Source organism: Streptomyces sp. Mut1, assembly GCF_030719295.1.
Classification (GTDB): domain Bacteria; phylum Actinomycetota; class Actinomycetes; order Streptomycetales; family Streptomycetaceae; genus Streptomyces; species Streptomyces castrisilvae.
Window position 1 is genome coordinate 2,662,377 of record NZ_CP120997.1, and the last position, 21,075, is coordinate 2,683,451.

General features: G+C 73.6%; 13 protein-coding genes and 1 CRISPR repeat array. Of the genes, 9 read left to right on the forward strand and 4 right to left on the reverse strand.

Going from position 1 to position 21,075, the window contains the following annotated elements; translation table 11 throughout:
• Positions 1 to 185: 185 nt before the first annotated feature.
• Both P8A18_RS11340 and P8A18_RS11345 read right to left on the reverse strand, forming a co-directional pair.
• Positions 186 to 440 carry a DUF6332 family protein gene (locus P8A18_RS11340; RefSeq protein ID WP_306053840.1) on the reverse strand — a complete coding sequence of 85 codons (255 nt, stop codon included), beginning with the start codon at positions 438 to 440 and terminating at the stop codon, positions 186 to 188.
• A 1,022-nt stretch (positions 441 to 1,462) separates the two neighbouring features.
• Positions 1,463 to 2,638: a methyltransferase domain-containing protein gene (locus P8A18_RS11345; protein ID WP_306060835.1), complete on the reverse strand. Its 1,176-nt coding sequence runs from the start codon at positions 2,636 to 2,638 to the stop codon at positions 1,463 to 1,465.
• A gap of 463 nt (positions 2,639 to 3,101) precedes the next feature.
• On the opposite strand from P8A18_RS11345, the gene P8A18_RS11350 reads away from it, so the two are divergent.
• Entirely contained in the window at positions 3,102 to 3,971 is an 870-nt protein-coding gene (locus P8A18_RS11350) for a helix-turn-helix domain-containing protein (RefSeq protein WP_306053842.1), read from the forward strand.
• Positions 3,972 to 4,059: 88 nt separating this feature from the next.
• Here the strand turns inward: P8A18_RS11350 and P8A18_RS34295 are convergent, their stop codons facing one another.
• Positions 4,060 to 4,512, reverse strand: coding sequence for a DUF3027 domain-containing protein (locus P8A18_RS34295; protein ID WP_371933661.1), 453 nt, complete (start codon positions 4,510 to 4,512; stop codon positions 4,060 to 4,062).
• A 149-nt stretch (positions 4,513 to 4,661) separates the two neighbouring features.
• A CRISPR array of direct repeats spans positions 4,662 to 5,859; the repeat unit is 29 nt; unit sequence GGGGCCATCCCCGCACGCGCGGGGAGCAG.
• Between the two features lie 320 nt (positions 5,860 to 6,179).
• Positions 6,180 to 7,187, reverse strand: coding sequence for a helix-turn-helix domain-containing protein (locus P8A18_RS11355; RefSeq protein ID WP_306053843.1), 1,008 nt, complete (start codon positions 7,185 to 7,187; stop codon positions 6,180 to 6,182).
• A gap of 291 nt (positions 7,188 to 7,478) precedes the next feature.
• Between P8A18_RS11355 and P8A18_RS11360 the strand changes: the two genes are divergently transcribed.
• The 8 genes from P8A18_RS11360 (at position 7,479) to P8A18_RS11395 (ending at position 21,052) form a co-directional block, all read left to right on the forward strand.
• Positions 7,479 to 7,691, forward strand: coding sequence for a hypothetical protein (locus P8A18_RS11360; RefSeq protein ID WP_306053845.1), 213 nt, complete (start codon positions 7,479 to 7,481; stop codon positions 7,689 to 7,691).
• Between the two features lie 75 nt (positions 7,692 to 7,766).
• Positions 7,767 to 9,794 carry an AfsR/SARP family transcriptional regulator gene (locus P8A18_RS11365; RefSeq protein WP_306053846.1) on the forward strand — a complete coding sequence of 676 codons (2,028 nt, stop codon included), beginning with the start codon at positions 7,767 to 7,769 and terminating at the stop codon, positions 9,792 to 9,794.
• A gap of 333 nt (positions 9,795 to 10,127) precedes the next feature.
• Positions 10,128 to 12,416, forward strand: a complete 2,289-nt coding sequence (locus P8A18_RS11370; RefSeq protein ID WP_306053847.1) for a TOMM precursor leader peptide-binding protein — start codon at positions 10,128 to 10,130, stop codon at positions 12,414 to 12,416.
• Positions 12,406 to 14,319 carry a TOMM precursor leader peptide-binding protein gene (locus tag P8A18_RS11375; RefSeq protein ID WP_306053849.1) on the forward strand — a complete coding sequence of 638 codons (1,914 nt, stop codon included), beginning with the start codon at positions 12,406 to 12,408 and terminating at the stop codon, positions 14,317 to 14,319. Before P8A18_RS11370 ends, P8A18_RS11375 begins: the two co-directional genes overlap by 11 nt.
• Positions 14,320 to 14,363: 44 nt before the next feature.
• Complete coding sequence (locus P8A18_RS11380) at positions 14,364 to 15,998, forward strand: nitroreductase family protein (protein WP_306053851.1); 1,635 nt, start codon at positions 14,364 to 14,366, stop codon at positions 15,996 to 15,998.
• Between the two features lie 13 nt (positions 15,999 to 16,011).
• Positions 16,012 to 18,786: a lantibiotic dehydratase gene (locus tag P8A18_RS11385; RefSeq protein WP_306053853.1), complete on the forward strand. Its 2,775-nt coding sequence runs from the start codon at positions 16,012 to 16,014 to the stop codon at positions 18,784 to 18,786.
• Positions 18,774 to 19,937, forward strand: a complete 1,164-nt coding sequence (locus tag P8A18_RS11390; protein ID WP_306053854.1) for a lantibiotic dehydratase C-terminal domain-containing protein — start codon at positions 18,774 to 18,776, stop codon at positions 19,935 to 19,937. The genes P8A18_RS11385 and P8A18_RS11390 overlap by 13 nt, the downstream gene beginning before the upstream one ends.
• Entirely contained in the window at positions 19,934 to 21,052 is a 1,119-nt protein-coding gene (locus P8A18_RS11395; RefSeq protein WP_306053856.1) for a M50 family metallopeptidase, read from the forward strand. The genes P8A18_RS11390 and P8A18_RS11395 overlap by 4 nt, the downstream gene beginning before the upstream one ends.
• Positions 21,053 to 21,075: the final 23 nt, after the last annotated feature.

Genomic DNA, 21,075 nt, shown 5'->3' on the forward strand with positions numbered 1-21,075 from the left:
AGGCCAACTCATCAGCCCGGCCACCGTGCGCGCCCTCTCGATCGATTGCTTCGTGGTCCTCGTGGAGTCCTCCAAGGCCCAATTCTCATCGTGGAGACGCGAGACACAGGAAAGGTACGCGACCTGTCGTACCCGCCGAGCGATCCCGCCTTTGAGAGCGCCTTCTCCTTGTCTCACGCGACGCGTCAATGACCCAACCGACGTCGCGCGTCGAACCGGCGCAATACGCGCACCACGCGCCACACTCCTGTCGCCGCTCCCACCAGCGCGCCCCCAGTCAATACACCGTCCCGCGCCGTACCAGAGACGCCGAAGACCAGCACGAGAACCAGCGCGGCGGCGAGCACTACCGCAGCCAGCAGCGCAGCCGTCACCAGGGCGAAGACGATCTCTACCGTCATCGCGTCCTTTTCCCACCGTGACTCGCGTCCCGCATCCATGCCGCAAGTCTTACACCCCGCCCATCCGCATCCGCCTCGCTCTGCCACCGCTCTCGCCCGTCCACTGCGGCGGCGCAACCAACTGAGATGACACGCGTCGAGCCGTAAACCATCCGTCCCTCCAACTCCCAGGATGGCAGCGACTCGTAGAACTCCGGGCGGGCGCGATGCCGGTGGCCGGCGTGAGCCCGACGTCTAGGACCTGATGACGCAGTGCGCCCCGTGCCCGCACATACGCCTCCCCGAGTGGCGGTGCGTGCGCGGTGCCCGTCGCTGACCGTAGGAGCGAGCACGTGGCCGGCCCAGTGAGGCCACCATTCCTGATTCGTCCTTGCGGATGGAGCCGAGGCCTCCGGGGGGGGCGGTGAGCGGAAGAGGATCTCCTTGGCCTGGATACGACGCTCGTTGTCGGTCGGGCTGGCGCGCGCCCGCCTGCGCGGGCGGGCAGCAGCGGCGGTTCAGGCTGCCTAAACCGGGATCAGCCCCGCGAATGCGGGGAACAGGGGCGACCACCCGGCCACCCGCACCATCGGCCTGGGACCATCCCCGCTTCAGCAGGGAGCACAACAGCCTGTTCGCCCTGATGCTGCCCAGCATCGGACCATCCCCGCGCGTGCGGGAGCAGACCAGCGTCACGGATCCGGTGTAGCGCGTGTAGGGACCATCCCCGACCGTGCGGGGAACAGCCTTCGTGGACGCCGAACGCGGTTCCGGCGTAGGGACCATCCCCACGCACGCCGGGAGCAGCACCCCTCCTCGGTCAAGAGGGCGGTGTAGATGGGACCATCCCCGCGTGTGCGGGAAGCAGGCAGCGCGCGCTGCGGCTTTACCCCGCCGGAGCGGGGGTTCCGGCCGCCTTCATGCAGGCCAGCGTGACCATCTCCAGGCTCCCACAGCACGCGTGCACGGCAGCTTAGGCGAACAGCCTCAGCGGCTGAACCCGCCCGTCCTCCCCGCCTCCCCGTCGGCCCGCCGAGCCGCCACCCAACGCCCCATCAATCGAACCCCGTTGTAGTTCGGCCCTACACATAGTTCCCCGGCTCATCCAGCCACACCCGCTGCCCCGCCCCGCTCACCGTCAGGCCGAAGCGGGGCCAGTCCGGGTGGCCCTCGGTCGTCCACCAGGTGTGGGCGGCCCTGACCTCGTCCCAGAGGTGGCGGGGGCCGTGCTGCCAGATGCGGGTTTCCCGGCCGTCGTGGGTCAGGGCGCAGGCCCAGGAGCGGTCGTTCAGGCTGTAGAACCAGTGGGGTTGGGCGCCGTTCCGCTTCTCCGCGGCCACGTACGTGCAGTCGCGTACGCGCAGGCTCAGTGCGAACGTCAGCGCGCTGAAGCGGTCGCCGGACGCGAGGGCCGCCGGTGCGGGGCCCGGTTCCAGGGTCGGGGCGGAGGTCGGCGGGCCCGGTGCGTACGTCTCGTGGTCGATCGGGGTCACCCGCTGGGACCGTAGCTTCATGAACTCGGCCGGGCCCGTGAACCGGCCGCTCGCCCTGTCCCCCTCCGGGTCCACCCTGAGCCTGACGATCCCGTCGGCGTTCGTGAAGGCCGTTCCCCACGGGGCGACGATGATTCCGCCGGGGCGGGTCTGCCTGACCCAGGAGTACGGGAGTTCGCGGACCCCGCACGTCGCGATCACCCGGTCGAAGGGGCCGTGGGCCGGCGCGCCCGCGCAGCCGTCGCCGTGGATGACCTCGACCGGGGCGCCGAAGAAGTGGGACAGGGCGCCTCGTGCCCGTACGGCCACCGCCTCGTCCACTTCTACGCTGACGACGTTCTCCTCGCCCACCTTGTGGGCCAGAAGCGCGGCGTTCCAGCCCGTCCCCGTACCGATCTCCAGCACGCGGCAGTAGTCGTCCACCGTCAGTGCGTCGAGCATCCGGAACGCGACGCTCGGCATCGACGCGGACGATGTCGCCAAGCGTCCTGGCTCGCTGCCCTCGTGGTCGCCGTCGTCCCACTGCGTGACGATCGGCACGTCGGCGTTCGCGTAGCCACGCCATGCCGCCACGTCCTCGGCGCGCGAGGCGTGGACCGTCGTCCCCTTCGTCAGGTCGAACGGCCACATGCGGTCCGGCAGGAACGCCTCCCGAGGCACCTGCGTGTACGCGTCCAGCCAGCCTCGCTTCAGTACGCCGGCCGTCGTGAGGGCGTACCCCACCTCCTCGCGGGTGGGGTACGCCGTTGCTGTCCGCTCGCTCATGCCGTGCACAGGGACTTCGGCCGGCCTGGGGACACCGGGGCCGCCGGCCGCGCGGGCGACCAGGTTGTTCGTCGAACTCATCTGTTCCGTCCTCTCGGTGGGGGCATTCGTTCTGACGCGGCTTCTACAGGCGGTACCGGGCGTGTCTGCTGTTGGTTTCTCGTACGCGTTCGCGGATGCCGTCCGGCGATCCCGGCTGCGGCGGTGCGTCCGGGCAGACGGCCGCGCCGCATCTGCACGGAGGGAACTCCGCCAGCGATGCGTAGCGCGTGAGGTCGGGGCCCTTCCGCAGGGCGTCCTCGCCGGCGCGGGTGGGAAGTGGGCCGGATGTCGGGGCGGCTCCATGCTCTTCTGCAGGCACGCTTTCGTGTCCCTCCGTAGCCATTTCACTACCAGGAGCGCTTAGCGTGGCCTAGCTTCACGGGGAGAGCAACGTGGCAACGTAGCGGTCAGGGAGGGCACGTTGGTCAATATCAAGAAGCTGAATCCGGGCTCGTCACCGCGAGCCGCCTACGGCGCGCGATTGCGCGCGATGCGTGAGGGACGGGACTGGATTCAGGATCACCTCGCCACGGTGGTCGGGTGCAGCGGGCGCCATATCTCGGCGATCGAGACCGGTCGCAAATCGGCAACCCTGCTTTTCTCACGGAAGATTGATGCCGCGTTCGGCCTGGTCGGTACGCCCGAATCCTTCGAGCGCGAATGGCGCGGGATCAAGCACGGCAGCATGCTGGAGGGATTCCCCGAATACGTGGGTTATGAGAGCCGGGCCGTGGAGGTCCGGCTCTTCCAAGTCAGTGTCATCCCCGGCCTGATGCAGACCCCGGAGTACGCACGGGCCTTGAACGATGGCTACGTACAACGTGGGTCCGTCACCGCCGAACAGTCCGAGGAACGCGTCTCGCTCGTGCTGGAGCGGCAGGCCACGCTGGCGAGACCCGGACCGCCCATGGTGTTCGTCGTCGTGGACGAGAGCTGCCTCCTCCAGGAAGTCGGCGGCCCGGAGGTCATGAACGCCCAGCTACAACGGTTGGAAGAGCTGGCCGCGCTCCCGAACTGGATCCTTCACGTGGCGCCGTTCTCCCTGGGAGCGCGGCGGGCATTCCACCTGCCCGTCAACCTGCTCACTCTCGCCGACCGGTCCATCGTCGCGTACGCCGAGTCCGAAGCCCAGGGCCACGTCGAGCGCGAGACCTCGCTCGTTGTGCCCATGCTCACGGCCTACCATCAGCTTCAGAGCGAGTCGCTGTCGCAAGCGGAGTCAGTGGCCATGATCAGCCGGTTACGGAAGGGCTCCCCGTGCCACCACAGCCGGGATCGTCCCTGTCAGTGACTCCGAGCAAGCGACCGCCCCGTCGTGACCGTCTCCACCGATGCCTTCGCCGACCGGGCCTACGGGCTTCGCCCATGTGCCGCTCGGCCTACGTATTGGTCGTCTGTATCACTGAAACCAGGACAATCCCGCGCGTGCGGGGAGCAGAGCAGCCCGTCCGGGTGTCCCGCGTAGGTGAACCCTGCGGGTTCCGGATCAAGGTTGCGAGGGACATTGCGTAGTCCGCGGGTACCTTGCCAAACGTCGGGTCCAAAACGCCTTCAGCCGAAGGTGCCATCGGCTCGGGCGAAGAAGCGTTCGCAGCCGTCGTGCTCGAACGCACTTGTCCGTCAAACGGCGAGTCGGCGTTGGCGCACGCTCCCCAGTCCAGGCCTAGCTCGCCGCTCAGAGCGATCCAGAACTTGCATCCACCGCACTGCTCGTCGAACCACTCGTCCCGATAGTCGGGGTCCCGGGTGGAGCGGTTGAGTAGCCGCAACCAGCGCTCGTGCACCTCGTCGTCTCCGCCCTCGTCGTCTGCCCGCAGCCCGTCCGGTGCCATCTGCTACCCGCCCTCCTGTCGAATCCGCAAGGTCAACCTGTACGGACTCGGCGCCGATCCGCCAGCTGATTCCTGCGAGCCGCAGACGATCGGCTCAGCCTGTCGCAGGCGTCCCCTGCACAGGACACCGGGCCCTGCATCACGGCCACGGGCCCACCCCCGCACGCGCGGGGAGCCGGCACGCCCCGTTGTGGCCCTGCCCCCGGACCGGGGACCATCCCCGCGCGGGCGGGGAGGAGGCGTTGGCGGCTGCGACCGCAAGCCCGTTGCCGGGGCCATCCCCGCACGCGCGGGGAGCAGAGCCAGGGCCTTCCCCCGCTCCCGCGCCGGTGGCCGGATCACGGGGCCATCCCCGCGCGTGCGGGGAGCAGGGCGGCACGATCGGCGCGGTCATCGTCCGGGCGGGGCCATCCCCGCGCGTGCGGGGAGCAGAATTCGATGTACGCGGCGCCCGCGCGCATCGCAGGGCCATCCCCGCGCGTGCGGGGAGCAGGTGCTGGACGGCGAAACCCCCGCACGGGTCGCGGGGCCATCCCCGCACGCGCGGGGAGCAGCCCGGCGGAGGAGACGGAGGGGGGCCGCCGCCGGGGCCATCCCCGCACGCGCGGGGAGCAGCGAGACCGAGATCGAACAGATCCAGTCCCGTAGGGGCCATCCCCGCACGCGCGGGGAGCAGACCGCGGCGTGGGCCTTGGCCGGCGCCCAACGGGGGCCATCCCCGCACGCGCGGGGAGCAGGGATCGGCCGGACTTGGTGCCGCCAGCCTGGCGGGGCCATCCCCGCACGCGCGGGGAGCAGCAGGCCCGGTGTCACAGCATGGCGTGCTGCCTGGGGCCATCCCCGCACGCGCGGGGAGCAGAAGCCCTACCTGGCTGCCGCAACGGCGAAGAGGGGGCCATCCCCGCACGCGCGGGGAGCAGCAGGCGCTTTGCGACGCCCGCGAGCCGGTCCAGGGGCCATCCCCGCACGCGCGGGGAGCAGTTGGTGTGCTCGCCCCACCGGTCCATGGCGATGGGGCCATCCCCGCACGCGCGGGGAGCAGCCAGGAACTCGCGAGCCGGCCACGCCGTACCCGGGGCCATCCCCGCACGCGCGGGGAGCAGCCGCCCCCGTCCAGCACGATGTCCACGCCCATGGGGCCATCCCCGCACGCGCGGGGAGCAGCCGGTCGCCCCGTTCGCCGGCCGTCAGCGCCGGGGGCCATCCCCGCACGCGCGGGGAGCAGCCCTCCAACTTCTCTGGAGGGGGGCCCGGTTCGGGGCCATCCCCGCACGCGCGGGGAGCAGTATCTCGCGCCGGTAGCACGGCGAGACAGGACGGGGCCATCCCCGCACGCGCGGGGAGCAGACTACGTGACCTGCGGCTTTACGCGGCGAGCGCGCGGTTTCTGACCACTTTCGCACAGTCCGGCATATCCACCTCAACAATCGGATAGCAGGCAAACAGCCCAGTCCCGGCCAACAACCCTACCGTCCGCGCCAATCTCCCCACCCCCACCCACCACGCGCGCACCCAAGGCTCAGGCCGAATGTCAGCGCACCGAACCGTTCGGCCTCCGGCCAGGGCCTCGCCGTCTCGCCGTCTCGACCGGGTCCAACGTCGATGGCGTGCCCGGCGGTTGAGGGACGCCCCCCTCAAGGGCCGACCCCCTCAAGGTCGCCTCCCCCTCAAGCCCGCCCCCCGTCCGCCGGCAGGTATCCCAGTTGGGCCGCGTGGACGCCTGCCTGGAAGCGGCTGCGGGCGTCCAGGTGGCCGAGGAGGCCGGTGGCTATGCGGCGGGCGGTTCGGGGGGAGACGCCCAGGCGCTTGGCTATGGCCTCGTCCGTGTAGCCGCGGGCCAGCAGGCGCAGGGTTTCGTGTTGTTGCCGGGTCAGCGAGTGGTCCGCGGGCTTCTCGGACGGGCCGAGGGGTTCGGCGCGGTCCCAGACGCTTTCGAACAGGGCCTCCAGCGCCGCGATGAGGCCCGGACCCGACACGACGAGCGCGCCGAGCGAGGAGTCCTGGTCATCCAGGGCGACCAGGGCGAGGCGGCGGTCGGTGATGATCATGCGGGTGCTGAGCGAGGGGGCGGTGCGGATCTCGGCGCCGAGCGAGGCCAGCCAGGTCACATGGGCCACCGTGGGCGGGTGGTTGTGGATGCTGTCGAGGTAGACCGTACGCATCCGCACCCCGCGCTCCAGGAGTTCCTGGTTGAGCGGGCGGGAGGCGTGCATGTTCTCCTCTGTCTGCGCGCCGCCCGTCGCGAAGGTGAGGATCTCCTCCTCCACCTCCTCGTGCAGCCGGGTCAGGTAGTCCCGTACGTGGTCCACGCCGTCCAGGTGGACCACGGGTGACTCACCGGCTGCGGGGTGGGTGGCGGGGAGGCCGCAGAGGAGTTCGGCCACGGCGGCCTCGCCGTCCGCCAGCCGTTGACGCTCGGCGGCGAGCCGGGCGCGGCGGCGGGACAGGAGCATCTCCAGGCCCAGCCGGGGGTCGACCACGTGCAGTCGCCGCTCCCCGGCGTTCGCGGCCGGGCGCACCAGGGCGAGGTCGAGCAACTCCTTGACAGCGGTGTCGAACTGATTTTGTGTCAGTTGGAGGTGAGAGCGATGCTCCGCGAGGGACGCGTACGGCTGGCCGAGCAGTGCCCGGTAGACGACCTCCGCCGTGGCGTCCAGACCCAAAGGGTCGAGCATCGTCCCTCCTTGCTAGGAGCTCTGTCGCTTAACGGAGTTATTTCCGCAGACGCCGCCGTCTACTCTTCAGTACCCCGTTGACGCTGCGGTAAAGAGCATGGCACGAGTGCGTGAGCGGAGGGCAGACGGCCTCCTGGTGACCGGGACGGACGGATGCGGGCGTCCACATGCTGGACGGAAGGGGCCATGGCCTCATCGGTCCACCGGTCTCACCTTCACCGTTGCGTCGCTCGCGTACAAAACTCACGGTGCTGTCGAACGCTCCCCACCGATGGTTCGAAGGGCTTCCGCATGACGCGTCTCCACCGGTTCTCCTGTACCGCTCTCCTGTCCCTGGCGCTCAGCGGCGGGGTTCTCGCCATGACCCCCGCGTACGCCGCAACCGCTTCCGCCGTACAGAACGCCCCGGCCGCCTCCGACTCCGCCACCACCACCGATGCCCCCGGTCCCGCCGCCCTGCTCACGCCCCCGGGCGACCAACCGCACGACTTCGGCTGGCAGTAGTCGTCCCCTCCGGGACGGCGCTACGAGGCAGGCGGCCCGACGGGCCGCGGAGAGTGCACGGGAAGGCGGACGACGGTGCTGTTCCAACTGCTCGGGCCCCTGAGCATCACCGATGGGCGGGATGTCGTGGTTCTCCCGCCCTCCAAGCCGACCGCGTTACTGGCCGCCCTGCTCATCCGGCCGGGGCGGGTCGTCTCCACCGACCACCTGCAAGAGGCCGTCTGGGGCGAGGAGCAGCCCACGACGGCCAAGGCCGCGCTCCAGAGCTGTGTGCTCCGGCTGCGCCGGATCTTCGCCAAGTACGGCATCGAGGACCAGGCTGTCGTGGCGGTCGCCGGCGGCTACCGCATCCACGCCGACGCCGAGACCCTCGACCTGCTCCACTTCCGGCAGCTCGTCGGCCGGGCCGCGACGGCCGGTGAGGACTCCGAGCTGTACACCCTGCGGGCCGCCCTCGCCCTCTGGCAGGGGCCGCTGCTCGCCAACGTGCCCTCCGGGCTGCTGCACCGGGACGAGGTGCCCCGGCTGGCGGAGGAGCGCCTGCGGGTCCTGGAACGGGTCTGCGACATCGAACTGGAACACGGCCGCTGCCGCGAAACTCTTGTTGATCTTTGGGAAGTTACGCGCGTATACCCGGCCCACGAGCGGTTTTCCGAGCAGCTGATGCTGGCCCTGTACCGGACCGGGCGGCAAACGGAGGCGCTGTCGGAGTACCGGAGGATCAAGACGTACCTGCGCGAGGAACTCGGCGTCGACCCCCGGCCCGGACTCCAGCGCCTGGAACTGGCGATCCTGCGGGGCGACGAGCTGGGCGCCCCGGACACCGGGCACGCCCCCGTCTCGCTCGTGTCCCCCGCCGCCCCGCCGGCCCCGCTTCCGCCGGTCGCCCCGGGCGGGGGCGGAGCCGTATCCCGCCCCGGCGGCGGTACGGAGGTGGCACCCCTCCCCGCGGTGGCACCCCTCCCCGCGGTGGCGCCCCTCCCGGCGGTACCCGGCTTCACCGGCCGGCGGAGGCAGGTGGAGGAGCTGGTCGCCCTGCTGACGGACACCGGCCCCGCCCTGTTCGGCGCCGACGGGGACGGCTACTCCCCCAACAGCCGCTCCCTCGACGGCCACCCCTTCGACGGTCACTCCTTCGACGGGCGGCCCGGTACGGGGCCCGAGCGGGCCCCGGTGGCGGTGCTCTCCGGGGCACCCGGCATCGGCAAGACCGCGCTCGCCCTGCACGTGGCGCGCCTGGTGGGCGGGGACTTCCCGGGCGGTTGTCTGCTGCTCCCGCTGACCCTGCCCGACGGCACCCCGCGCCCGACGGAGGAGGCCGCCGCCGAACTCCGCGACGCGCTGCCCGCCCACCCCGGCACCGGGCGGGGCCGCACCCTGCTGATCCTCGACGACGTCGTCCACCCCGACCAGGTGCGCCCCCTGCTCACCGCCAACGCGGGCGGTGCCGCGATCGTCACCAGCCGGATGGGGCTGGCCGCCCTCGTCGCCACGCACGGCGGCACCGTGCACCGGCTCGGCGCACTCGGCCCCGAGGAGTCGGACGCGCTGCTCACCGCCGTACTGGGCCGGGAACGTGTCGCCGCCGAGCCGTCGGCCGCACGGCTGCTGGCCTCGGTGTGCGGGCACCACCCGCTCGCCCTGCGGATCGCCACCGCCCGGCTGCTCACCCGGCCCCTCCTCAAGCTGGCCGACTGCGCGGACTGGCTCCGGCACGACCTGCCGGGCCGCCTCAGCCTGGCCGACGACCCCCGGATGTCCGTACCCCTGACCCTGGACGAGGCCCTGGGCCGGCTCCCCCCGGTGCTGGCCGAAGCGCATCTGCGGCTCGGGGCGGCGACGCACGGCCGGCTCACCGCGGATCTGGCCGCCGCCGCCCTCGGCGTTCCGTGGGAAACGGCCGAAGACGTGATGGAACGGCTCCTCGACGCGGGCCTCCTGGAGGAGGAACACCCCGGCGCCTTCCGGATGCACGAACTGCTGCGCGCACACGCCCGGCGCGCGGCCGCCCCCTCCGTCGGCCATGCCTCGGCCCTCCTGCGCCCGCCGCGGCGCGGGGAGACACCCCAGGCGGGCAGTACCCGTCCCACCGCCCTGCGGTGACACTCCGTCACCGCGCCGCGGACACCGCCCCCCGTGTCCGCCCGCACCGGCCACCCGGCGCCTGAGCCCCCGGATCCGGCAGCCTCCGCCCGGCCGTGCCCGGACCAGCACCACACGCACACCACGGGCACCACCAGCACCACACGCACACCACGAGCACCACCAGCACCACCAGCACCAGCACCAGCACCACCACCAGCACCACGTCTACCGCCCATGACACCTGGCACCACCCGCTCCGTACACCCCCCCCTACGCCCCTTACAGCCGGACAGGGCGGCCCGTGCCCCGGGCCGGCCGTCCCACCCCCAGAACAAGAGGTGTGACGCACCCATGGCAGCAACGCCGTACACAGAGACCGCAGGGACCCGGCCACGAGTCCGCCGTGACGTCCTGTTCACCGAGACACCCGACGGCGTGATCTTCCACAACGCCGACGGAGGGTTCCGGCTCACCGCCAGGTCCGGCTACCGGTTCGCCACGCTCATCGTGCCCCACCTGGACGGCAGCAGATCCGTCGAGGAGATCTGCGAGGGCTTCGGCGACCGGCAGAAGGCGATGGTCGGCGAACTCGTGACGGCCCTCTACGCCCGTGGCTTCGCCCGCCCCGTACCGGCACCGGACGAATCGGCGGCCCTGCGGACGGCCCCCGCCCCCGCCGAGCGCTTCGCCCAGCAGATCGCCTACGTCGACCACTACGCGGACGACGCCGACGCCCGGTTCGCCCGCTACCGCGCCACCCGGGTCGCCGTGCTCGGCGACGGACCGGTGGCCCGCTGGTGCGTGCTGTCGCTCATCCGCAACGGCTGCGCCACCATCGGCGTCGATCCCGCCCTCGTCGACGGCTCCGGGGGCACCACGGCCGAGGAGTTCGCCGAGGTCCACCGGGAGGCGGCCCGGCTGGCCGAGGAGGACTGCCCCGTCGAGCTGTCCGTGCTCCCCGAGCCGCCCGCCCCAGGGGCCGCCGGCGACGGCTGGGCGGCGTACGAGGGGTACGACTTCGTCGTCACCGCGGCCGGTCCCCATGTGCCGGGCACCGTGCTGTCGTTGCTGCGGGAAGGGGTGCCCGAGGGACGGACGCTGCTCCCGGCGTGGACGTTCCAGGGCCGGGCCGTCGTCGGGCCGGTCATGACCTCCCGGGCGGCGGCCTGCTGGGCCTGCGCGGCCCTGCGGCTGGGCGCGGCCGGCGGTGCGGCCGACGCGGCGGCGGCCGGGCTCTGGAGCGGGCTGGCCCTCGGCACCGGCACCCCCGGCGCCCAGCCATCGGGCCCGCTCGCGGCGATGCTCGGCAACCTGCTCGGCTACGAGGTGTTCCGCCTGGTCACCGACGCGCTGCCGGCCGAGACCCGTGACCGGCTGCTCATCCAGGACATGGCCTCCTTCGACGTGGCGTCGGAGCCGCTGCTGCCGCACCCCGCCTGCCCGTTCTGCGCGCTCCCCGCCGCCCTTCCCGAGCCGGTCGACCTGGCCTCCGCTCCGGCCCGCCCGGCGTTCCTCCCGACCGTGGCCACCGCCCCCGACGACGAGGCCGCGCAGGGCCCGCTCGCCGAACTCGAACGCCGCTCCGCCCTCGTCCGCCCGCACGCCGGGGTGTTCACCGCCTACGCCGACGAGCAGCTGACCCAGACCCCGCTGAAGGTGGGCGCGGTCGTCCTGGGCGGCCTGGGCGCCCCCGGCCCGAGGACGGTCACCGCCTTCGACATCCACCACACCGCCGGAGCCCGGCTGCGGGCACTGAACGCCGCCGCCACGGTCTACGCCGAGCACGTGGTGCCCGCCCCGGGACCCGACGACGCCACGGCGGAGCTGCCCGCCGTGGACCCGGACACCCTCACCGTCGCCTCCGGGACCGGCGGGACCGGGGCGGCCACCCGCTGGACGGCGGCCGTCTCCCTGCTCACCAAGGAGGCGCTGCGGGTGCCGGCGGGCGCGGTGCGCCCCTTCGGCGCGGACAACGCGGACCGGCGCTTCGAACCCACCCGGGCCGGTGCCGGGGCCGGTGCGGACCTGCCCGAGGCCGCCGCGGCCGGCCTGCTGTCGGCGCTCGCCCACGACGCGCTGCGCCGGGCCGTGCGAGGAGCCGGAGCGGTCTGCGTGATCACGCCCGAGACGCTCGGCGAAGAGCCCGAACCGGTGTTCCTGCTGCGGTCGGCGGCCCACCTCGGCCTCACCGTCGAGCTGCTGGACCTCGGCGAGCGGGCGCACTCCGGGGCATCGGTCGTCCTCGCCAGGACGACCGGCACCCCCGCCCCCGCCCTCTGGGCCGTCGGCGCGGCCCCGGACCTCGCCTCGGCTGCCGTGGACGCCCTGCGGGACCTGCTCGGCGAGGCGCAGACGGCCGCCGGGCGGGCGGAGTCCGCCGACGGCACCGGCGCCCCGGACACCGGGGACCCGCTGCTGCGCGACCTGGACCCGGCGCTCGTCCCGGTCACCTCCGGACAGCCCGCCGCCCCGGACGCCCCGGCCGGCGGGAACGACGCCGGGTGGACCCGCGTCCTGGAACGCCTCGCCGCCGCCGGGCGGGACGCCCTGGTCGTGCCCACCCACGCCGCCGACCTGCCCACCGCGGGCATCCACACCGTCCGCGTCCTGCTCACCCGGGCGGCCTCCGATGCCGGCTGAGACCGCCGTACGCCCCCGGCCGGCCGAGCGCTCCGAAGCCGTCGACCGGTTCGCCGCGGCCCTGCGGGACGCGCTCGGTGAGACCGGTTGCGCGCAGCCCGTGACCGTGGCGCGGCTCGGCGTCCGGGACGCGTACGCGCCGGCCGGCACCACGGGCGGGGACGCCCCGGCCGACGGCGCCCTGCCCGTCCATCTGTACGGCCGCCAGGTGCTGATCGGGCCGTGGCCCGCCCGGGACGGGCGCGCGGGGTGCGGGACCTGTCTCGCGCGCCGCTGGCAGGGCGTGCGCTCGGTGTCCCTGCGCGAGGGCCTCGAACTGGGCGACGGCACCCGGCCGGTGGGCGACTGGCCCTACGGCACGGCCTTCGCCGCCACCGCCGTCGCCGCCCTGGTGGCGGGGCTCGCCGGGGCGGAGCCGGAGCCCGGACCGTACCCCCGGGTCCATCTGCTGGACCTGGACGCCATGACCGTACGCGGCCACCCCCTCGTCCCCGACCCGGAGTGCCCCGGCTGCTCCACGCCCCGGCCCGACACCGCCGAGGGCGCCGCGCTCACCCTGCGGCCGGCACCCCCGTACCGGCCGGGTGTCTTCCGGGTGCGGCGGGTGGAGGACTACCGGCTGCCGGAGGACGCCTTCGTCAACCCGCACTGGGGCGCGCTCGGTTCCTCGGTGATCTGCGACGTCGCCTCCACCACCACGTCCGCCACCGTCGGCTGCTTCTCGACCCGCTCCGGGGACTACCTCCGGGAGACGTTCTGGGGCGGCCACGCGGACACGTACGCCCACAGCCGGAGCATCGGGGTCCTGGAGGCGCTGGAGCGCTACGCCGGGATGCGGGCCCGTGCCAGGACCACCCGTCTCACCGCCTCCCTCGACGAGCTGGGCCCCGACGCCGTCGACCCGCGCGAAACCGGGCTGTACGCCGAGGAGTTCCACACGGCCAACCCCCGGGTGCGGCCGTTCGCCCCCGACCGGAAGATCCCCTGGGTGTGGGGCTGGTCGCTCCGCGACGACCGCCCGCGCCCGGTCCCCGAGATCCTCGCCTACTACCACGCGCCCGGCCTGGAGAACCGGTTCGTGCAGGAGAGCTCCAACGGCTGCGCCTCGGGCGGCAGTACTGAGGAGGCCGTCTACTTCGGCCTGATGGAGGTCATCGAGCGGGACGCCTTCCTGCTCTCCTGGTACGGGCAGGTGCCGCTGCGCGAGATCGACCCGTCGACCAGCTCCCGCCCCGCCACCCGGCACATGGTGGACCGGCTGGCCATGTACGGCTACCGGGCCCGCTTCTTCGACACCCGGATCGGCTTCCCCGTCCCCGTGGTCACCGGCTGCGCCGAACGCTTCGACGGCGCCACCGGCCGGATGTGCTTCGGCGCGGGCGCCGGGCTCGACCCCGAATCCGCCCTGGACTCCGCGCTCTGCGAGATCGCCACCGACGCGGTCAACCTCGTCGGCCGGACGCTGCGCGACGAGGAACGGCTGCGCGCCATGGCCACCGACTTCGACCGGGTCACCACCCTCCACGACCACCCGCTGTCCTACGGAATCCCCGAGATGGGCCGGCACGCCGACTTCCTGCTGCGGCAGCCCGGACCCCGCCCGCCGCTCGCCGTCGCCGACCTGGCCTGGCCGGACAGCGGGGGCGCCCAGGCCACCCCCGACCTGCGCGCCGACCTGCTGCGCGCGGTCGGCGCCGTCACCGCCGCCGGATACGACGTGGTCGTCGTCGACCAGACCCTGCCCGAGCAGCGCGCGCTCGGACTGCACACCGTCAAGGTGCTGGTCCCGGGGCTGCTCCCCATCGACTTCGGCTGGTCCCGCCAGCGCGCCCGGCACATGCCCCGGATGCGCACCACCCTCGGCCCCGCCGGACTCAACCCCGCACCCCACCCGTTCCCATGACCGCACGTCAGCTCCGCCCGCCCATCCGAGAGGGGACCGACCCCATGGGATACGCCCATGAGTACGCCGACGCCGTCCTGCACCGCGGCCGCATCCCGATGGAGCCCGCCGACTTCGTCCCCGACTGGCCCGACGCCCCGCGCAGGGGCAAGTTCTACCCGGGCGTGGAGCCCTACGCCCTCCCCGACGGCGACGGCCTCCCGGACGCCCCGGCCGCACGCGGTCTGCTGCCCGCCCCGGACGGCGGCAGGGCGGCGGACGACCCGGCCGGCTTCACCCTCCCGCTGCTTTCGGCGATGCTCAAGGACTCCTACGGGCTGACCGGCCGCCGCCTCGGCATCCAGGCCAACAGCGACCTGTCCGGGCTGCCGCTGCACACCCACGCCAACTGGTCCCGGGGCACCGCGGGCGGCGGCGGCCTCTACCCGGTCAGCGTCTACTGGGCGTCCGGCCCGTCCGGCCCGCTGACCCCCGGCATCCACTACTACGACGTCCAGCGGCACGCCGTGCAGCGGGTGCTGACCGGCGACGTCTCGGCCCGCGTCCGGGAGGCGCTCGGGCCGGACGCCCCCGCCGGGGCCCGGGAGACCGACCAGTACCTGATCCTCGGAGTCAAGTACTGGCAGAACGCGTTCAAGTACAACAGCTTCTCCTACCACGTCGTCTCCACCGACCTGGGCACCCTCGTGCAGACCTGGCGGATCTGGGCGGGCGCCCGGGGCCTCGTCACCTCGCCCGTCCTGTGGTTCGACGAGCCCCGGCTGAACGGCCTGCTCGGCACCGAGGGCGAGGAGGAGGGCGTGTTCGCCGTCGTCCCGCTGCGCTGGGACGCCCCGGCCCCGGCCGCCGCGGCGGTCCCCGAGGGACCCGACCCGGCCGTCCGCCACCGCGACGCCGAACGGTCGCGCACCGTGCTGGAGTTCCCCACGCTCCTCGCCATGCACGCCGCGACCACCCGCGACGCGACGGACCGCCCCGCCCCCGGGGCGCTGGCCGCCGCCGCCGCGCCGCCCGCCCCGGCGGGCGGCACCCGCGTCGCCCTCCCGGCCCCCGTCTTCCCCGCCGTCCCCGTACGGCGCGCCCTGCGCACCCGGCGCAGCAGCTTCGGCCGCTTCGACTCGGCGAACCCCGTCACGCCCGCCCAGCTCTCCGCCGTCCTCGCGGCCTGCGCCGGGACCTCGCTGCCCAGCGAGGCGGACCCGGACGGCGCGGTGCGGCAGGCCCGGATGTACGCCTTCGTCAACCACGTCGAGTCCATCGAGCCGGGCGCGTACGTCTACGACCCCGAGGCGGGCGAGCTGCGGCTCGTCGAGGCGGGGCCGCAGGGGGCGTTCCTCCAGGACAACTACTTCCTCGCCAACTACAACCTGGAGCAGGCGGGGGCCGTCCTCGTGCCGACCGTCCGCACCACCGCCGTGCTGGACGCGGTCGGGGACCGCGGCTACCGCCTGGCGGCCGGAACGGCGGGCGCCGTGGCCCAGACGTTCTACGTGGCCGCCGCCGCGCTCGGGCTCGGCGCGGGCGTCGCCCTGGGCTTCGACAACATCTCGTTCATCGAGAAGCTCGGCCTGGACCGTGTCCGCGACGTCCCGGGCGACGGCGACGAGGCACCCCTGCTGATCATGCCGCTCGGCAACGAGCGCCCCCGGCCCGCCGACTTCCGGCACGAGATCGCCTGACGGGAATCCATCGATGACACTCCTGACACCCGACACCGCCCCCCGTCCGCCCGACGTGTGGGAACCCGGGCACCGCTTCCTGCTCCGTGCGGCCGGCCTGCCCCTGGAGACCGTCCGGGGCCTGCGCTGCCCCGGAACCGGCGACTGGGCGAACGCGGTCCTGGAACTGGAGCAGTGGCTGACCGCCGAGGGCGCCGCGCTCAGCGAGCTGCTGCACGGGCTGCTCGGCGCCGCCGACGCGGCCGGCAGCGACGCCCGCCGCCTGCTGCTCACCCTCCGCCGCGAGGTCTTCAACAACCGTCTGCCCGCCGACCCCGGGGCCGCCGAGCGCCTGGTGACCGGGCTGGCCGAACCTGCGGGCGCACGGCTCGCCGGCTGGCTGGCCCGCCGGACCCGGTACCGCGATCTCCTGGCCCAGGGACCCGGGTTGCTGGCCGGGGAGATGCGGGCCGCGCGCCGGGCGCTGCGCGAGGCGCTGTCCGGGGACCGCCTCCGGCTGGGGCTGCTGCTGGCCTCGCCCACGCTGGACAGCAGGCTCGACGGATACCTGAAGGACACGAGCGCCGAGCCCGGCAAGCGGATGCGGAAGATCGAGCGTTCGGCGCTCACGTACCTCTACCGCACCGCGTGCAAGACGAGCCCCTTCAGCACGTTGACCGCCGTCGCCACCGGCACCTTCGACGCCGGCGCCCCGGACTCCGCTCCGCCCGCCCTGCGCGTCGGCGAGGAGTGGACCAGTCATGTCCGGCTCAATGTCGTCGTCCTCGGCCGGCTGGCCGACCTGATCCTCGCCGACCCCGTGCGCCGCCAGGACCTCCCCGTCGTCCTCGCCCCGGGCTGGGGCCGCGACGAGGACCGCATCCGCTACGTCCGCCAGTGGGTGACCACGGGCGACGACAGCGCGGCCGTCACCTTCGACGCCGTACGCGACCGGCTGTTCTACCTCCGCAGCAGCGGCACCCTGGACCGGCTGCTCACCTTCTTCTCCACCCACGAACGGCTGCGCCACCGGGACCTCGTGGACATGCTGCGCACCGAGCGGGGCGCCGAGCCGGAGGAGGCCGAGCGTTACGCCGCCGCCCTGCTCCAGCTCGGCATGGTGCAGGTGCCGGGCCTGCGCACCGATGTGCACAGCCCCGACCCGCTGCGCTCCTTCCAGCGGGCCCTGCGCGGTCTCGGGGCCCCCTGGGCGGACGCGGTCGCGGCGGGACTGGACGGACCGGCCGCCTGCCTGGCCGCGTACCCCGGCGCCCCGCTCACCGAGCGGCGCACCCTGCTCCGCACGCTGCGCGCCCAGCTCCTGGACGTCCAGCGGGAGCTGGGTGCCGAGGACCCCGCGCTCCCGCAGACCCTGGTGTACGAGGACGTCAGCGCGGGCGAGGACCTGCCCGGCGGGCCCGGACCGCTGGCCGGTGCCACCGGACAGGCGCTGCGGCGGGTCGAGGGCATCCTCCCGATGTACGACATCACGCTGCCCCAGCGCATCACCCTGCGCGGCTTCTTCCTGGCCCGTCACGGAAGCGGCGGGCGCTGCGACGACCTGCTCGGCCTGGTGCACGACTTCCACGAGGACTTCTTCGACCAGTACATCTCCTTCACCTCCAAGCGCAGCGCCTTCGACGCCGACGGGGAGTACGTCCCCGAGGAGAACTGGCTCGGCCAGAGCGCCCTGCGCACCCTGGACACCGCCCGGCGGCGCTTCGTCGCGGGTATGCGCGAGCAGTGGGAGAAGCACGGCGCAGCGGACGAGATCCGGCTCCCGGCCGGTCTCCTCGCCGAGGTGTCCGGTGAACTCGCCCCGATCACGCCGGACTTCACACCGCAGAGCCACCACATCCAGGTCGCCGGGGCGGGCCCGGACGGGCAGCCGCTGATCGTCCTCAACCGCTCGTACGGCGGACTCGCCTTCCCCTTCAGCCGGTTCACCCATGTCTTCGACCCCGACGGCACGACCGCCCCGGACACCACCCCCGGCCTCTCGGAGCGGCTGCGCGGCGAACTCCTGGCCCACGCCCCCCGAGGCGCCGTGCTCGCCGAGCTGACCGGGGGGCCGATCACCACCAACCTCAATCTGCACGAGCGGCTGACGAGCCACCAGATCGTCTGCCCCGGTGAGACCTCCACCGTCCCCGAGGACGCCCGTATCCACCTGGAGGACCTCTACCTCCAGCACGACGAGGACACCGACCGGCTCGCCCTGCGGTCCCGGCGGCTGGAGTGCGAGGTCGTCCCCGTCTACCTCGGCTACCTCGTGCCCGTCGCACTGCCGGAGATCCCCCGCACCCTGCTGCTGCTCTCCCCGAGCACGATGACCCCCACCGACCCGTGGGGAGGCGTCCCCGAGGGCCCCGCCCACGACGGGGTCACCCGCAGGCCGCGCGTGGTCCACGACGGGGTCGTCATCAGCCGCCGCAGCTGGACGGCCGAGGCCCGCGTCCTGCCCGCCCGGACGCCCGGCGCCGACGAGGCGGGGTGGTTCCTCGGCTGGCGGCGCTGGCGGCGCACCCACCAGCTGCCCGCCCAGGTCTTCGCGACGGTCCTGCGCGAGGGGCGCCGCGCCCTGGGCGCCAAGCCCCTCTACGTCGACTTCGACAGCCCGTTGTCCCTGACCGCGTTCGACGCCCTGCTGGAACGCGGCCCCGGCGACTGTGTGGTCCTGCGGGAGGCGCTCCCGTCCGAGGACGCCCCGCACGTGATCTCCGAGCAGGGGCACCACGTCGCCGAACTGGCCGTGGAAACCTTCACCTCCCGCCCGCGTACCGAGGACGGCCCGACATGCCGGAACTGATCTCGTCCAGCCCCGCCGCCCGCCCCGTGGACACGGAGCGGGGCGAGTGGATCGCCCTGCACGTCTTCTACGCGGCCAGCCCCCGGCCGATGCTGGTCAACTGCGTGCGGCCGCTGGTCGCCGAGCTGACCGCCGAGGGGCTGCTGGCCGGCCACTTCTTCATCAACTACTGGCTGGAGGGGCCGCACGTCCGGCTCCGGCTGCGCCCCGCGAGCCCCGAGGCCGCCCCCGAGGTGCGGCGCCGCGCCGAGGAGGCCCTCACCGGCTTCCTCCGTACCCGGCCCGCCCTCTACGAGGTCGACTCCGGGTTCCTCAAGGACTTCTACAACGAGCTGTTCGACATCGAGTTCCCCGGCGAGGACCGCGCCCGGTACATGGGCGAGGACGGCCGGATGAACCTGCGGCCGAACAACTCCTTCAGCCTGGAGCGGTACGCCCCCGAGTACGCCAAATACGGCGGCCCGGCCGGCGTCGAGCTGGCCGAGTGGCACTTCCGGCACTCCAGCGACCTGGTCATCGACGCCTTCCGCACCATGAACCTCCACCTGCGGACCGTGCTGCTGGGCACCTCCGCCCAGCTGATGATGGTCATGGCGAGCTGCTTCCTGCCCCAGGAGGACCGGCTCGCCGACTACCTCGACGGCTACTACGCGTTCTGGCACCGCGCGTTCCCCGGCACCGGCTTCATCGGATCGCAGGAGTACGAGCGCAACTACACGCAGATGGCGCCCGCCCTGGGGAGCCGCTTCGCCGCGATCCGCTCCGCCGTCGCCGCCGGTGAGCTGGGCCGGCTGCCGTCCTTCCTGCGCGGCTGGGCGGAACACTGCCTGGAACTGCGGGACCGCGTCGCCGATCTCGCCACCCGGGGCGAACTCCTCTTCCCTGTCTGGGACGGGCCCGCCCGCGAGGACACCGGCCAGGAGCGTTCCGAGCCGGCCGAGGCGGCCCCCCTGGAGAAGCTCACCCATGTGCCGGCCGTCCTGCCCCGGCTGCTCTCCCCGTACATGCACATGACCAACAACCGGCTGCATGTGACGATCCGCGACGAGGCCTACCTCTCCTTCGTCCTGGGCCAGGTGCTGCGCGAGCCGGCGGCCCCGGCCGGTGCCGCGGCGGACGACGCCGGTACGGAAACGGCGGCGGGCGCGTGAACCCGGCGACCGACCGCGCGCGGGCCGCCGCCCGCGCGTACCGGCCCGCGCTCGGGCCCGGGGTCCTCATCAGCCCTCCCCTGCTGCGCGGGCCCCGCACGGTCTACCTGCTCAAGCACCCCGTGAGCGGCGCCGCGTTCGAGGTCGGGCCCAAGGAGCACTTCCTCATCTCCCGCCTCGACGGCACCCGCACCCTCGACGACCTCGCGCCCGCCTACGCCGAGCGCTTCGGCCGCCGGCTCGCCGAGGAGCACTGGAACAGGCTCCTGGGCCTCCTCGGCACCCGGAGCCTGCTGGCGGGCGCCCCCGACCCGCCGCCCGCCACCCCGGCCCCGGCCCGCACGGGCGGCCTCTGGTCCGGCACCCGCCTCCTGGTCGCCGACGCCGACGCGACCACCGCCCGGCTGCACCGCGTGCTGCGCCCCCTGCTCCACCGGGCCGTCCAACTCCCCCTGCTGGCAGCCGTCCTGGTCACCGTCGTGGCCCTGGCCCTGAACGCCGGGGAACTCCTCGACGGCACGGCCCGGCTGATCCGGGAGCCGGCCGCCCTGGTGGCCGTCGCCCTGTTCCTGTGGTTCAGCATCACCCTGCACGAACTGGCCCACGGCATCGCCGCCCAGCACTACGGCGGCCGGGTCACCGAGATCGGGCTGCGCTGGCGGCTCCCGGCGGCGATGCTCTACTGCACCGTCGACAACTACCTCTTCATCCCCGGCCTGCGCGCCCGGCTCGTCATCGCCGGGGCGGGCGCGCACCTCAACATGGTGCTGCTGCTGCCCTTCGCCCTCTGGTGGTCGCTGCTGCCCCACGGCGACCCCACCAGGGCGCTGCTGGCCGGGCTCCTGCTGCTCGGCGCCGTCCAGGGGCTCAGCAACCTCGTCCCCCTGCCCCCGCTCGACGGCTACCGCATGCTCGGCCACCTGCTCGGCACCGCACGCCTGGCCCCGGAGACCCGTACCTACCTGGCGCTGCGCCGCAGCGACGCGGGCGCCGCGGCCGCGTACCCGCGCCGGGCCCGGCGTCTCTACACGGCGTACGCCGCCGGCTTCGCCGTGCTCGTCCTCCTCGCCGCGGCCGGCACCTGCACCGCGGCGTACCTGCTCCTGACGGGGTGACCCGAGGTGACCGCACCGCGCGC

Excerpts from the sequence above, each read along its gene's own strand:
- P8A18_RS11340 (WP_306053840.1), bottom strand. The coding sequence starts at position 440 with ATGGATGCGGGACGCGAGTCACGGTGGGAAAAGGACGCGATGACGGTA.
- P8A18_RS11345 (WP_306060835.1), bottom strand. The coding sequence starts at position 2,638 with ATGAGCGAGCGGACAGCAACGGCGTACCCCACCCGCGAGGAGGTGGGG.
- P8A18_RS34295 (WP_371933661.1), bottom strand. The coding sequence starts at position 4,512 with ATGGCACCGGACGGGCTGCGGGCAGACGACGAGGGCGGAGACGACGAG.
- P8A18_RS11355 (WP_306053843.1), bottom strand. The coding sequence starts at position 7,187 with ATGCTCGACCCTTTGGGTCTGGACGCCACGGCGGAGGTCGTCTACCGG.
- P8A18_RS11360 (WP_306053845.1), top strand. The coding sequence starts at position 7,479 with ATGACGCGTCTCCACCGGTTCTCCTGTACCGCTCTCCTGTCCCTGGCG.
- P8A18_RS11370 (WP_306053847.1), top strand. The coding sequence starts at position 10,128 with ATGGCAGCAACGCCGTACACAGAGACCGCAGGGACCCGGCCACGAGTC.
- P8A18_RS11375 (WP_306053849.1), top strand. The coding sequence starts at position 12,406 with ATGCCGGCTGAGACCGCCGTACGCCCCCGGCCGGCCGAGCGCTCCGAA.
- P8A18_RS11380 (WP_306053851.1), top strand. The coding sequence starts at position 14,364 with ATGGGATACGCCCATGAGTACGCCGACGCCGTCCTGCACCGCGGCCGC.
- P8A18_RS11385 (WP_306053853.1), top strand. The coding sequence starts at position 16,012 with ATGACACTCCTGACACCCGACACCGCCCCCCGTCCGCCCGACGTGTGG.
- P8A18_RS11390 (WP_306053854.1), top strand. The coding sequence starts at position 18,774 with ATGCCGGAACTGATCTCGTCCAGCCCCGCCGCCCGCCCCGTGGACACG.